The organism is Ralstonia pickettii, from assembly GCF_001699815.1.
In the GTDB taxonomy this organism is placed as follows: domain Bacteria; phylum Pseudomonadota; class Gammaproteobacteria; order Burkholderiales; family Burkholderiaceae; genus Ralstonia; species Ralstonia thomasii.
Genome location: NZ_MCGB01000087.1, coordinates 45,700 through 59,370, shown reverse-complemented (window position 1 = coordinate 59,370; position 13,671 = coordinate 45,700). Strand labels below are relative to the sequence as shown.

General features: G+C 64.5%; 10 protein-coding genes. 5 read left to right on the top strand and 5 right to left on the bottom strand.

What is annotated here, in order from left to right:
• The first annotated feature begins 220 nt into the window (after nucleotides 1-220).
• The 3 genes from BEK68_RS18510 to BEK68_RS18500 all read left to right on the top strand — a co-directional run bounded on the left by BEK68_RS18510 (nucleotide 221) and on the right by BEK68_RS18500 (nucleotide 4,324).
• Nucleotides 221-1,507 (top strand): glycerate kinase type-2 family protein, encoded by a 1,287-nt coding sequence (locus BEK68_RS18510; RefSeq protein WP_024542358.1) that lies wholly within the window; start codon nucleotides 221-223, stop codon nucleotides 1,505-1,507.
• Nucleotides 1,504-2,922, top strand: a complete 1,419-nt coding sequence (pyk, locus tag BEK68_RS18505) for a pyruvate kinase (RefSeq protein ID WP_024542359.1) — start codon at nucleotides 1,504-1,506, stop codon at nucleotides 2,920-2,922. The genes BEK68_RS18510 and pyk overlap by 4 nt, the downstream gene beginning before the upstream one ends.
• Nucleotides 2,923-3,022: 100 nt before the next feature.
• Nucleotides 3,023-4,324 carry an MFS transporter gene (locus tag BEK68_RS18500; protein ID WP_024974317.1) on the top strand — a complete coding sequence of 434 codons (1,302 nt, stop codon included), beginning with the start codon at nucleotides 3,023-3,025 and terminating at the stop codon, nucleotides 4,322-4,324.
• Nucleotides 4,325-4,696: 372 nt separating this feature from the next.
• On the opposite strand, the gene BEK68_RS18495 is transcribed toward BEK68_RS18500, so the two are convergent.
• Together BEK68_RS18495 and BEK68_RS18490 are read right to left on the bottom strand one after the other, a co-directional pair.
• On the bottom strand, nucleotides 4,697-5,080 hold the full coding sequence (locus BEK68_RS18495) for a hypothetical protein (protein ID WP_024542154.1): 384 nt from the start codon (nucleotides 5,078-5,080) through the stop codon (nucleotides 4,697-4,699).
• 58 nt (nucleotides 5,081-5,138) lie between these two features.
• Nucleotides 5,139-5,504, bottom strand: coding sequence for a hypothetical protein (locus BEK68_RS18490; protein ID WP_137910727.1), 366 nt, complete (start codon nucleotides 5,502-5,504; stop codon nucleotides 5,139-5,141).
• A gap of 25 nt (nucleotides 5,505-5,529) precedes the next feature.
• On the opposite strand from BEK68_RS18490, the gene BEK68_RS18485 reads away from it, so the two are divergent.
• Nucleotides 5,530-6,078 (top strand): diguanylate cyclase, encoded by a 549-nt coding sequence (locus BEK68_RS18485; RefSeq protein ID WP_249262939.1) that lies wholly within the window; start codon nucleotides 5,530-5,532, stop codon nucleotides 6,076-6,078.
• Nucleotides 6,005-7,342 carry a phosphatidylserine decarboxylase family protein gene (locus tag BEK68_RS18480; RefSeq protein WP_080693858.1) on the top strand — a complete coding sequence of 446 codons (1,338 nt, stop codon included), beginning with the start codon at nucleotides 6,005-6,007 and terminating at the stop codon, nucleotides 7,340-7,342. The genes BEK68_RS18485 and BEK68_RS18480 overlap by 74 nt, the downstream gene beginning before the upstream one ends.
• A gap of 9 nt (nucleotides 7,343-7,351) precedes the next feature.
• On the opposite strand, the gene BEK68_RS18475 is transcribed toward BEK68_RS18480, so the two are convergent.
• The 3 genes from BEK68_RS18475 to BEK68_RS18465 all read right to left on the bottom strand — a co-directional run bounded on the left by BEK68_RS18475 (nucleotide 7,352) and on the right by BEK68_RS18465 (nucleotide 13,248).
• The gene (locus BEK68_RS18475; protein WP_024542150.1) at nucleotides 7,352-12,286 is read right to left on the bottom strand and encodes an NAD-glutamate dehydrogenase; all 4,935 of its coding nucleotides are present in this window, start codon (nucleotides 12,284-12,286) and stop codon (nucleotides 7,352-7,354) included.
• Between the two features lie 159 nt (nucleotides 12,287-12,445).
• Nucleotides 12,446-12,775, bottom strand: coding sequence for a DUF2322 family protein (locus BEK68_RS18470; protein WP_024542149.1), 330 nt, complete (start codon nucleotides 12,773-12,775; stop codon nucleotides 12,446-12,448).
• Nucleotides 12,776-12,852: 77 nt separating this feature from the next.
• Nucleotides 12,853-13,248, bottom strand: a complete 396-nt coding sequence (locus BEK68_RS18465; RefSeq protein ID WP_024542148.1) for a DUF1801 domain-containing protein — start codon at nucleotides 13,246-13,248, stop codon at nucleotides 12,853-12,855.
• Nucleotides 13,249-13,671: the final 423 nt, after the last annotated feature.

The following is a 13,671-nucleotide window of genomic DNA, read 5'->3' as shown; positions in this document are numbered from 1 at the left end:
CATGAGACCGTCCCCGCACGAAAAGCACGTAATCACTGAAGCAGACGAAAAAGAGCTGCAGGCGTGTGTCAACTACAAGGCAGATAGGAGACAGCAATGACTCGACGCGTGTTCGGCGAGCCTTGTGCCTGCTCGGTGGTAAAGCGCACCCGGCAAGCTCGGCATCCCGCAGTGCCATCTCTGCGCCAGCGCGCTGCTGGCTAACCCGATGAGACATGACATGCGCGACGACACCGCCCGCAAGCTGCTGCGCGATATGTTTGACGCTGCTATCGCCGCCGCGCAGCCGGCACTGACGTTGCCCACGTATCTGCCGGAACGCCCGAAAGGCCGCACGATCGTGATTGGAGCGGGGAAGGCGTCGGCCGCGATGGCGCACGTTTTCGAACAGGCGTGGGGCACATCGGTGAACGGGCTTGTCGTGACGCGTTACGGATATGCCGTCCCGTGCAAACAGATTCGCATTGTCGAAGCGGCACATCCCGTGCCGGACGCCGCTGGCCTTCTGGCCGCCCGCGAGATGCTCGACCTGGTGTCGGGGCTCACGGAGGATGACCTGGTGGTCTGCCTGATCTCGGGCGGCGGCTCATCACTCCTGCCGCTACCCCTGCCGGGTATTTCGCTTGCCGACAAGCAGGCCGTGAACCGTGCGCTGCTGGCCTCCGGCGCGACCATCACCGAAATGAACTGCGTGCGGCGCCATCTTTCTGCCATCAAGGGCGGACGCCTGGCTGCGGCCTGTTATCCGGCGCGCGTCTGCAATCTGCTGCTGTCCGACGTGCCAGGCGATGATCCGGTCGATATCGCGTCCGGGCCTACCGTTCCCGATACGTCCACGCTGACCGATGCGCTCGACATCATCCGCCGTTACGACATTGCGATCCCTCCGCCGGTGCGCAATGTCCTCACCTCTAAAGACGCGGAGACCATCAAGCCGGGCGACACACGCCTGCCGCGCATCGAAACCCGGTTGATCGCTACACCACGCATGGCGTTACAGGCTGCCGCGCGTGTGGCCCGCGAAGCCGGCTTCGCCGCATACGTTCTGGGTGACGCCATCGAAGGTGAAGCGCGCGACGTCGGCAAGGTGTTAGGCAGCATGGCACTGGAGGTGGCGCGCCACGCTGAACCGTTCCCGGTCCCGTGCGTGTTGCTCTCGGGCGGCGAGACAACGGTCACCGTTCGCGGCAAGGGCAGGGGCGGGCGCAATGTTGAATTCCTCTTGTCACTCGCGCTCGCATTGCGCGGGCAGCCTGGGGTTCACGCGATTGCGGGCGATACCGATGGCGTCGATGGGTTGGAGGAGATCGCCGGCGCCATCGTCACACCGGACACATTGCAGCGCGCCTGGCAGCTCGGCCTCCGTGCGCAGGACGCGCTGGCTTGCAACGATGGACACGGCTTCTTCGAGGCGCTGGGCGACGCGGTTGTGACCGGCCCCACGATGACCAACGTGAACGACTTCCGCGCGATCCTGATCGCGCCTGATCTGGAGCAACTCCCATGAGACGCCTGCGCAACGCGAAGATCGTCGCCACCCTGGGCCCGGCGAGTACCACCCCGGAGGTTATTGATGCCCTGTTCGAGGCGGGGGCCGATGTCTTCCGGCTGAACTTCAGCCATGGCACACACGACGACCACCGGCGGCGCCTGGATACGATCCGCGTGATCGAGCGCGAGCGCGGCCGGCCCATCGGTGTCCTGCTGGACCTGCAGGGTCCGAAGCTGCGCATCGGTACCTTCGAGAATGGTCCCGTCAAACTGACTTCCGGCGATGCATTCCGACTCGATCTCGACCGCGATGCACCCGGCTCGCACCAGCGTGTCGGCATGCCGCACCCGGAGATCTTCGCCGCTCTGCACAAGGGCACGGAGCTGCTACTCGACGACGGCAAGATCCGGTTGCGCGTAGACACCTGCGGCGCTGATTTTGCAGACACCACCGTTGTCAACGGCGGCACGTTGTCGGATCGCAAAGGTGTGAACGTGCCGGGCGTCGTGCTGCCTCTGTCGGCGTTGACCGAGAAGGACCGCCGCGACCTCGATTTCGGTCTGACACTCGGCATCGACTGGATTGCGCTGTCGTTCGTCCAGCGGCCCGAAGACATCCGGGAGCTCAAGGCGATCGTCCAAGGGCGCGCCAGCATCGTCGCCAAGCTCGAGAAGCCTGCCGCCATTCAAAGCCTGGAAGCGATCATTGACGAAGCGGATGCCGTGATGGTGGCCCGCGGTGACCTTGGCGTGGAGATGCCTGCCGAGCAGGTGCCTTCCATCCAGAAGCAGATCGTGCGTGTTTGCCGCAAGGCGGGCAAACCGGTGATCGTTGCCACGCAGATGCTCGAGTCGATGATCACGGCTCCGGTGCCCACGCGCGCCGAGGCATCCGACGTTGCTACCGCTGTCTACGATGGCGCTGATGCGGTCATGTTGTCGGCGGAATCGGCATCCGGCCGCTATCCGATTGAAGCCGTGACGATGATGGACAGCATCATCCGACGGACCGAATCCGATCCGCTCTATCACGACGCCATCCAGGCCTACCATACGCCTCCGCGCGCAGACGCCGCTGATGCCATCGGCTATGCGGTGCGGCATGTGGCGGGGCTGCTCAAGGTGCCCGCCACCGTCGCCTACACCAGCTCCGGATACTCCGCGCTGCGCATGGCGCGGGAGCGCCCCGAAGTGCCGATCCTCGGCATGACGCCACGCATGGCCACTGCGCGCCGGCTGGCGCTTGCCTGGGGCGTGCATGCGGTGTTGTGCCACGAAGTGGTCGACGTGCTGGAGATGACAGAGCTGGCCAGCCGGACCGTCCTCGACGAGCACTTCGGCGAGCGTGGCCAGTCCATCGTGATCTCTGCGGGGCTGCCCTTCACGGTCGCCGGCACGACCAACCTACTGCGCATCGCGCAGGTTCAGTGATGAAGCATGCAGGAACGTGACCAGCGAAGTGCGATGAGAACTCGATAAAGAAAGAGCCCGCACCGAGCTTGGGATTGTATGGAGCACCAAGGAGACAAAAATGGAACTAGATATCGAAAAGCGTACGCTGCGCAAGATCAGTTGGCGCATCGTGCCGTTCATCATGCTGCTGTACTTCATCGCCTACATCGACCGGGTGAACATCGGCTTTGCAGCCCTGACGATGAAGGCGGACCTCGGCTTTACGGCGTCGATTCTTGGCTTTGGAGCGGGCATTTTCTTCTGGGGCTATTTCCTGTTTGAAGTGCCCTCCAACATCGTGCTGCACAAGATCGGGGCGCGCATTTGGATTGCCCGCGTCATGGTCACGTGGGGGATCATCTCGGCAGCGATGGCCTTTGTCCAGGGGGCAACCAGCTTCTACATCATCCGGTTCCTGCTTGGCGCCGCAGAGGCTGGATTCTTCCCCGGCATCATCCTGTATCTCAGCTATTGGTTTCCGGCGCGTCACCGGGCAGGGGTCACCGCATTCTTCATGGCTGCCGCGCCACTGTCCACCGCACTGGGCTCGCCGATATCTGCCGCATTGCTGGAAATGCAAGGTGTGATGGGGCTGGCCGGCTGGCAGTGGATGTTCATTCTCGAAGCCATTCCGGCATTCATTCTCGGCGTGGTGGTGTTCTTCTACATGACGGATCGCCCGGAACAGGCGTCCTGGCTGAAAGAAGACGAACGCGCCTGGCTGGTCAAAGTCATGCACGAGGAATCCAGCAGCAACACAGCGAGCGCCAATCACAGCATTCTCCGTGGCCTGGCTGATCTGCGGGTGATCGCGTTGGCGCTGATCTATTTCGGCACCTCCGCCGGCCTCTACACGCTCGGCATCTGGGCGCCCCAGATCATCAAGCAGTTGGGCATGTCGTCCATGAGGGTTGGTCTGCTGAACGCCATTCCGCCAATTGTCTCGGTGGTCGCGATGGTCTTCTGGTCTCGCCATTCCGATCGGAGTGGGGAACGTACGTGGCACGTCGTGATTGCGTGCGTGGCTGCCGCCGTGGGTCTGGTGGTGGCCGGCAGTGCCAGCGGTGTGATTGGCCTCATTGCGGCACTCACGCTTGTGAACGTCGGGATTAGCTGCGCCAAGCCGCCGCTCTGGAGCATGCCCACGATGTTCCTGTCCGGGGCGGCCGCCGCCACTGGCATCGCCACCATCAACTCAATCGGCAACCTTGGCGGTTTCTTTGGCCCCGCGATGATCGGCTGGATCAAAGACCGAACCGGTAGCTTCGCAGGCGGACTCTATTTCGTCGCCGGCCTGCTCATGCTCTCGGCTGTGCTCACGCTGGTGATGTCATGCACGCAGAAGTCGAAGGCGGCTGCAGCGCAGGCCGTGGCTCACTAAACCGGCCTTCACCTCAGCTCTTTCCCACACGCCAATTGGAAGCGCCCCCGTGCTTGAACGCATCAACAAGCAGCTCAGCTTCATCAAGTAACGCAGTATCCCGAGTCTGTCGCGCATCGCGCGCACACGCCGAGGAGGTTGGTGCTCACCCTCCGCCAATCCCCTGAATGATCTTGCCGCTGCCCTCGCAAGACGGGCACGGGCTGCCGTCGTCGCGTTGGCCCGTCCCGTTGCACTCCGGGCAGATCGCTTCGCCGCTGCCGGGCGCTCCGGGCGCGCTTCGTCGCCGGGTGCGGCGGGCGCGGGCGGCGTGCCAGGGATGGGATTTTCATTGTTCATGAAGTGCTCCTGCGTGGCGCGGTACGTGTCGCTTCAAGGCTGCGTTGCAGGCGTGTTCGCCGGGCTGGCCGGCGGCCGCTCCCGCCCCTGTGGGCTGCCGCCGGTTGATCTGTCCTTGACCACGTTGCCATTCCTGTCTTGATGCGAAGTGGAACCCGTGCGCGGTACGTATTCGCCGGAAGGATTGGCGCGGTCGTTGCGGGTGTGGTTGCGTGTGGCATCACGCCCCGTGAGACTGTCGGTACGGCTCGTGGTGCCAGTCGCGGTGGTGCTGTCTGCGCGGGCTGCGCGTGCGTTGTCGCTGCTGCCGGATTGGCCGCCCGTTGCTTGTGCGAATACCGCGCCGCCGCCCAGTGACATGAACATTGCGGCCGCCGCGCACAATGCACGTGCCGGATAGGTGGTGCGATGCATCATCGTCCTCTCGTGAAGTGTCAGTGTCGGTGCCACCGACGCAACTCGCGGGCCCGTGCGGCTACTTGCCGGCGGCCAGCCGCCGCGCATCTTTGAGGGCAGTCACGATGTCGAGATAGGCGCGCGCGGCCGGGTCCGGGGCGCGAAGTGCGTAGGAAGGATGCCAAGTTGCCAACACCGTACGCCCTTCATGTCGCACCGGCCTGTTGAAGTGGTCTTGCAGGCGTGCGCGTGCATCGCCAAGCGACGCCGGCTGGTGCGGGTCGGTCTCATCGGGCTCGGGGAGGTGGGCGGCGGCGCTTTCATCGGCGGGAATCCTGCGGGAGGAATTCTCAGCAACGTCAATGCCACCGCCGCTGCTGGAACGCGGGTTGCGTGGGGTCTCGGCCTGCACATGTGTATCGCAATCTCCGTGGAGCCGGCCCATGCGCGAGCCATTTGAGTCGTACCTGATGTACTTCCTGATCCCGTTATGGGTGGCGGCCGGGGTGGCCGACTGGTGCTGCCACCGGGCCACGCGCATTGAAAGAACCTCCGGCGCCAAGGAATCGATGCTGCACCTGCTGATGCTCGCCGAGATGGGCGTGCCTGTGCTGGCGGCCTTGTTCCTGCGGATCAATGCCCTGGTGCTGGTGGCAATGACCGTTGCCTATGTCGTGCATCAGGCCACTGCAATGTGGGACGTCAGCTATGCCGTGGCGCATCGCACCGTGAAGCCGTTCGAGCAGCACGTGCACAGCTTTCTGGAGATGATCCCGCTCATGGCCCTGTCCGTTGTCGTGCTGTTGCATTGGGATGAGGTGCTCGGCTTGTTCGGTATGGGGTCTGTATCGCCCGATTTTTCGCTGCGCTGGAAAGATCCGCCCCTGCCGTGGGGCTACGTGGCGGCCGTCGTGTCGGTTTTCGTGGTGCTTGAGTTGTTGCCGTATGCGGAAGAGCTGGTGCGTTGCCTGCGGCAACGGCGCGCTCGGCCTCTGCTTGCGGGGCAGCGGCGGGTTTAAGGAGGCCTCTTCTTTGAAAGCAGTATCGAATGTTCTGTTGGACCGGCGCCGCCGGCTCGGCCACTGGTTGCCCGAAGGCGAGGCGCAGCTGGCGGCGTTTCGCACCGAGCTTGTCGCACAAGCACTGTCACGTCCGTCAAAGACACCCTCGGTGGCTGCCGTGCGCGTACTCGCCAGCCTGATCGATGGCGAGCCCGCATTGCGCATGCACCTTGCTCGGGCCATCGACGAAGCGACGGACCTCGGATACGAACTTGGCTACAAGGACAGCTCAGAATTGCTGCTTGCCATCGACCACATCGTCACGTGCGCGCCGCGCTTCAGCCAAAAAGCCCTGGTGATCTGTCCGCTCAACGCGTTGCTCGACTGGCCGATGTGCATGCCTTCCGGTTATGCGCTGTTCCGTGATCGACGCTTCAACGATGCGCTCAAGGCGGTGCTCAATGGCTGGAGCGCTTTCCTCGGCGGCCCGCATTCGCGTGCGTACCTGAACACGCACGAGCCGGACGGCTGGTTCAGCCCCGAAGCGACACGGCGTATCGGCATGGAGCAGTTTCTGTGTGATCCGTCGCTGCCGTATTGGGGCTTCACCTCGTGGAACGACTTCTTCACGCGCCGCTTTCGTGCCGGCGTGCGGCCGGTCGCGGGCGAGGACGACAACAAGCTGATCGTCAGCGCCTGCGAGGCAGCGCCCTACAACATCAGCCACGACACACGCTATGAAGATGCGTTCTGGATCAAGGCGCAACCGTACTCATTGCGCGACATCTTCGGGCCGGACAAGGCGCAGTTGGCGGAACGCTACGCCGGCGGCAGCGTGTATCAGGCGTTCCTGAGCGCCTACAACTACCACCGCTGGCACGCGCCCGTCGCCGGTACCATCGTTGATACCTATCATGTGGACGGCACGTACTACTCGTGCGTGGAATCCGAGGGCGCCGACCCGGAAGGGCTGAACGATTCGCAAGGCTACAGCGCGGCCATGGCCGCCCGCGCCATCATCACCATCGCCTGCGACGACCCGGACATGGGCACCGTGGGTTGCGTGTTCATCGGCATGGCCGAGGTGTCGTCGTGCATGGTCGACGTGACGCCGGGCCAGCATGTACGCAAGGGCGAGGAGCTTGGCTTCTTCCAGTACGGCGGCTCGACGTACTGCCTGTTCTTCGAGCCCGGCGTGGTGGATGCCTTCGTTGTGCAGCCGCCGTTTTCGCACGACACGCCGCCGGTGCGCGTCAATGCGGCACTGGCACGCGCCCGATAGCGGACTGCATCAGGCATCGACCTCGGCCAGTGCCCGGAGCCCCACCGACAGCATCGCCAGGTCAGGCGAGCCGGTAGCCACCTGGTCGGCGATGACGCGGTTATAGCGCGCCAGCGCTTCCTGCCGTGTTGCCCGCCAGGTCTCGATGAGGGCGTCGGCGCTTGCGCCGGGCGCCGCATCTTGCAACACCGACTGCGTAAGCCGCCGTCGCAGTTGCCCCAGTTCTTCGAGCAGCGTTGCACGCGCCAGCATCTGCCAATGCGTTTGCGTCGGCAGGCCGAGGATGCCGCCTTGCAGCCATCCGTAACCCAGCGGCTGGTCGAGGGCAAAGTACACGCGGGCGGCGAGCCGTGCATCGCAGCCGCGGGTGGTTGCAACTTCGGCAATGTCGAGCAACGACACGCGCGCCGGCACACCGGTCGCCACACGCGCCAGCGTTTCCGGCACACCGGCTTCGCTGAACACCTGCTGCTGTTGCGCGGCGGCCTGCGCGGATTCCTCCGTTTGCAGCGCGCTGATTTCGGGAGCGAGCGCATCCACCGCAGCCCGGAACCGTTCCACCGCGGTCGGCACGTCCGACACGCGCCGCCGCAGGAACCACAGGGTGGCGCGCTCGTGCAGTTGCGCGAGTGAGGTGAACAGGGCGGTTTGCGTCTCGTGCGGCACCTGCGCATCGAGGGCATCGACTTCTTCCCAGAGCCCGTCGAGCCGGTAGACAGCGCGCGCAACAAGGCTTGCCCACACCACTGCAAGCGGTTCCGCGCCGGTTTCTTCGGCCATCCGGTGCACGAACGTCACGCCGGCTCGGTTGACGAGCGCGTTCGCATGCATCGTCGCCAGGATCTCGCGCCGCAGCGTGTGCCGGGGGATCGACGTGGCGCAGCGCGTGTGCAGGGGCCGTGGAAAGTACGCCGGCAAACCATCGGCCACGAACGGTTGATCGGGCAGATCGCTGCCTAGCAGCACGTCGTACAGCCACATCTTGCTGTAGGCCATCAGCACCGCGCGTTCGGGCGTGGTCAAACCACCGCCGCTGGCCCGGCGGGCGTCGATCTCTTCATCGGCGGGCAGGAATTCGATCGCACGGTTCAGGCGACCGCTGCGTTCCAGATGCCGCATCAGCCGTGCTTCCGGGTCGAGCCACAGCGCCGTGCGCGTACGCGCCAGTGACAGCGCTTGCGTCTGGAAGTAGTTGTCGCGCAGCACCAGTTCGCCCACCTCGTCGGTCATCTCGGCCAGCAGCGTGTTGCGTTGCTTGAGCGTCATCTCGCCGTCGGCCACGACCAGGCCCAGCAGGATCTTGATGTTGACTTCGTGATCGGAGCAGTCCACCCCGGCCGAGTTGTCGATGGCATCGGTGTTGATGCGCCCGCCATGCTGCGCGTACTCGATGCGGCCGAGTTGCGTGCAGCCCAGGTTGCCGCCCTCGGCCACGACCTTGCAGCGCAGCTCGGCGCCGTTCACACGCAGGCCATCGTTGGCGCGGTCGCCCACCTGGGCATGCGTTTCGGTGCTGGCCTTGATGTACGTGCCGATGCCGCCGTTGTAGAGCAGATCGGCGGGCGCCTTGAGGATGGCGTGCAGCAGGTCGTTCGGTGCCATCTCGGTCGCCGTTACGTCCAGCATGGCGCGCACTTCTGGGGTGAGCGCAATCGACTTGACCGTGCGCGGGAAGATGCCGCCGCCGGGGCTGATCAGCGCCCGCTCGTAATCGGCCCAGCTTGAACGCGGCAGGTTGAACAGGCGCTCGCGCTCTGCAAAGCTCGTGGCGGCATCGGGCGACGGGTCGAGAAAGATGTGGCGATGGTCGAACGCCGCGAGCAGGCGGATATGGCGCGAGAGCAGCATGCCGTTGCCGAACACATCGCCCGACATGTCGCCCACGCCCACGACGGTGAAGTCCTGCGTCTGCGTATCGACGCCCATCTCGCTGAAGTGGCGCTTGACCGATTCCCATGCGCCACGCGCGGTGATGGCCATTTTCTTGTGGTCGTAGCCCACCGAGCCGCCGGAGGCGAACGCATCGCCCAGCCAGAAGCCGTATTCGGCCGAGATGGCGTTGGCGTAGTCGGAGAAGGTGGCCGTGCCCTTGTCGGCGGCAACGACCAGGTAGGGGTCGTCTTCGTCATAGCGCACGACATCGCGCGGCGGCACGACGCGGCCGTCGACGTAGTTGTCGGTCAGGTCGAGCAGCCCGCGCAGGAAGGTCTGGTAGCACGCCACGCCCTCGGCCAGATACGCATCGCGGTCGGCGGCCGGCGGCGGTTGCTTGACGACAAAGCCGCCCTTGGAACCCACCGGCACAATCACCGTGTTCTTGACCATCTGGGCCTTGACCAGGCCCAGCACCTCGGTGCGGAAATCCTCGCGCCGGTCAGACCAGCGCAAGCCGCCGCGCGCGACCTTGCCGCCGCGCAGGTGCACGCCTTCCACGCGCGGTGAATACACCCAGATTTCGAACATCGGCTTGGGCTCGGGCAGGCCGGGCACGCGCGCCGGGTCGAATTTGAACGAGAGATACGGCTTGGGCTGCCCCTGTCCCTGGCCGTGTGCCGTGTCCGGCGGGCTCTGGAAGTAGTTCGTGCGCAGCGTGGCTTCCAGCACGCCCAGGAACTGCCGCAGGATGCGGTCTTCATCCAGGTTGGGTACGTCTTCGAGCGCCTCGTCGATCTGCTTGCGCAGCGTTTCGCTCGCACGCGAGCGCTCGGCCTCGGCAAGCGTGGGGTCGAAGCGCACCAGGAACAGCCGCACCAGCGCCCGCGCAATCGAAGGATTGCCGTTCAGCGCGCTTTCCATATACGCGTTGCTGAAGGTCGAACCGATCTGGCGGATGTAGCGCGCATACGCGCGCAGGATGCGCACCTCGCGCCAGGTCAGACCAGCCTGCAGCACGAGGCGGTTGAGATCGTCGTTCTCCAGCTCGCCGCTCCAGATGCGCGCGAATGCGTCTTCAAAGCGTGCACGGGCTTCGTCCAGATCGACTTCGCTGCCGTCGATGGTCTCCATGCCGAAGTCGTGCATCCAGATGGGGGCGGCGTCGGCGGGTTCGATGCAGTAGGGCCGCTCTTCGTTGACGCGCACGCCCAGGTGTTCAAGCATCGGCAGGCTGTGCGACAGCGAAGTCGGCTGGCCGGCGCGGTAGATCTTGAAACGCAGTGCACCGGGCGGCGCTTCGAGCGGCCGGTAGAGCTGCATGGTCAGCAGGTTATCCGCCGCATTGGCGGCGAGCAGCGGCTCCATCAGTTCGATGTCGCGCACGGCCAGGCGTGCGGCATAGTCCTCGCGGAAACCGGCGGGAAACGCGCTGGCATAGCGGCGCAACAGGCGGTTGCCCCGCTCTTCACCGCCGCGTTCGAGCAGCGCGTCGGCCAGGTCGTCCTGCCAGCGCCGGGCGGCCTGCACGATGCGGTCTTCCAACTCGGCCACGTCCACCTCGGGCACGTTGCCCGGCTGGGTGCGCACGGTGATATGGATGCGCGCCAGCATCGACTCCGACAGCTGCGGCGTGAACTCCACGGCGGTGCCGCGATACGCCGCCTGCAGCAGGCCCTGGATGCGCACGCGCAGGTCGGTGTTGAACTTCTCGCGCGGCACAAACACGAGGCACGACACGAAGCGGTCAAACGGATCGCGCCGCACGAAAAGGCGCGTGCGCTGGCGCTCCTGCAACCGCAGGATGCCCAGTGCGATGTCGTGCAGCGCTTCGGCGTCTATCTGAAACAGTTCGTCGCGGGGGTATTGCTCCAGGATCGTGACCAGTGTCTTGGCCAGATGTCCGTCGGGAAGGAAGCCCGTGCGTCGGATGACGTCGGCCACCTTGCGGCGCACCAGCGGAATGTCCTCGGCCGGGACCATGTAGACGTTCGACGTGTACATGCCCAGGAAACGCCGCTGCCCACAGACACGCCCCTGCGCGTCGAACAGCTTGATGCCGATGTAGTCGAGATACCCGGGCCGGTGCACGGTCGCCCGCGAATTGGCCTTGGTGAGGAAGATGGGCTCGGGCGCGTCGATGAATTTTGCGGCCCCCGGTGCCAGGCGCGTCGTGTCCGGCGTGGAGGTGTCGCGCAGCGCTTCACGCAGCACGCCCAGGCCTGTGCCGGGTATGCCGCGCAGGTAATGGCCATCGTCTTGCGTAATCAGTTCGTAGTCACGGTAGCCAAGGAAGGTGAAGTGCCGCTCGAGCATCCAACTGAGGAAGGCCTGTGTTTCGGCAATCTCGGCGCGTTCCACGTCGCCGGTCGAGGGCTGTGCGGCACGTGCGGCCAGCGCGTCGATGGCGGTCTGGGCGGCAGCCTGCATGGGATTCCAGTCTTCCACCGCGGCGCGCACGTCGCCCAGCACACGCATCAGGCCGTCGTGCAAAGCCTGCAGGCGGTCCGCCTCGGAGAACCGGTCGACCTCGATGTGGATGGCCGACTCGAAGCGAGCAACGCCGTGAGCTTCTTTGTCCGCATCGGCGGGCGTGTCGGGCATGTCGCCCGCGAGTGCCGCCGGGCGCTGTACGCCGCCGCCGGCCTCGACCGCCACGCGCATGCCTGCGCCATCGCGCTGTACGCGGTAGACCGGGTGGAAGGCGGAATGCAGCGCCAGCCCCTGCCGGTTGATCTCCATTGTCACGGAGTCGAACAGGAACGGCATGTCGTCGTTGACGATTTCAACGACCGTGTGGCTGCAGTACCAGCCGTGCTGTTCGAGGCTCGGGTTGTAGACGCGTACGCGCGGTTGCCCCGACACGAATTTCTGACCCAGCTGCCAGTGCGCCATCGCTGCGCCGTAGAGGTCGGCCACGCTGCGCGAGATCACGTCTTCGGGGTCTGCCAGACCGTAGTAGTGCCGCAGGAACGGCTCGAACAGGTCGGCAATATCGGGCGCACGTTCGCGCGCCAGGGCCACGGCATCCGCCATGTGCTGGCGGACCTTGTCTTCGTGCTGGGCAGACATGAGGCGGCTCCCGAAGAAGGGCTGCCTCATGCTACGCCGCGTGCCCATGGCTGGCAATCCGCGTCGGCGGCGCTCCACTTTGTTGATGCGGCTGTGTGCGGTGCAGCGAGAAAACGGGTGGTTCACCCGCTACTTGTAGCGGGCATCAGCGATGCGTCGTCAGGCCTTCACGACGTTGATGCGCAGTGCGGGTTCACCGGCCGCGATGGACAGCAGGCGGTCCACATTCGGGTGGGCGCCGGGGCGGTTGCGCGCGTCGATGGTGTGCTCGGCAAACACGGCGAGGCCGTGCTCGGCGGCCTTGGCATCAAGCTGGTCGAACGCCTGCTGCAGGTAGTGGTACACCGCCACCGAACCTTGTTTGCCCGGCTTGTTTTCGATGTCGGCGACCACGGCGCCCTGGCCGTCGACCAGATCGATGCGCTCGATGCCGTCAATGGCGGGCAGTTGGGCGAGGTTGTCCTTGAATACGCTGGTCGGTTGAATCACTGCGGTTGCTCCGTTGGTTGATCAGGCGGGCCGTATGTTAACGGCTCCGGACCGACCCGCGCGAGCTTGCACGTTCTTCAACGCTTGGCGCCGGCCTGGTTCACGGCAATGGCCGCCTGGATGAGCGCTTTCAACGCTTTTTCGTTCACCTTGTCGCCCTCGCGGAAGTCGATGGCGCGGCGCGTGTTGCCGTCCAGGCTGGAATTGAAGAGGCCAGACGGGTCAGGCACGGAGGCGCCCTTGGCGAACGTCATCTTGACCGTCTGCTTATAGGCCTCGCCGGTGCAGATCAGGCCATCGTGCGACCACACGGGCACGCTCCATTTCCATTCTTCCACCACGTCGGGGTCGGCCGCGCTGATGACGGCGCGCAGGCGGGCGAGCATCTCGCCGCGCCAGTCGTCCAGCTCTGCAATGCGTGCGTCGATCAGCTCGGATGCGGGTGTGGCGGTGTCCTGCGTGCTTTTCTTCATGTGTCTGCCTCGGTGGAGGGGCCAAGCAAAACATTCTGGCAGGAACATGGGCCGGTAGCCAATTCGCAACAGTGGGCGAGACGCCCCATCAGGCTGCATGCCGGGAAACTGAGAAATACCTTTTTTCTATTTTTGGAATCAACGCGAAAGAATCATTCGCGAAATAAAAAAGAAAAATAAAAAGGCAATTAATTAACGGCGACTGGGAAAATAACTTTAGCGCTTTCGCACAATTCCCCACTTGAGTAGGGGTGCCAAACGATTCCGCTGGTAACGAAGTGGCGAGCGGATACGCGCCGCAACCCCATCATCATCGGAAACGCAATGCCGAAATGCCCGGATGGTTGATGTGGCAGTCATCGAGTGGTCATCTTCCGACTTCAATAATTACGTCTCCGATGTTTAGGAAAGCATATTGGACCG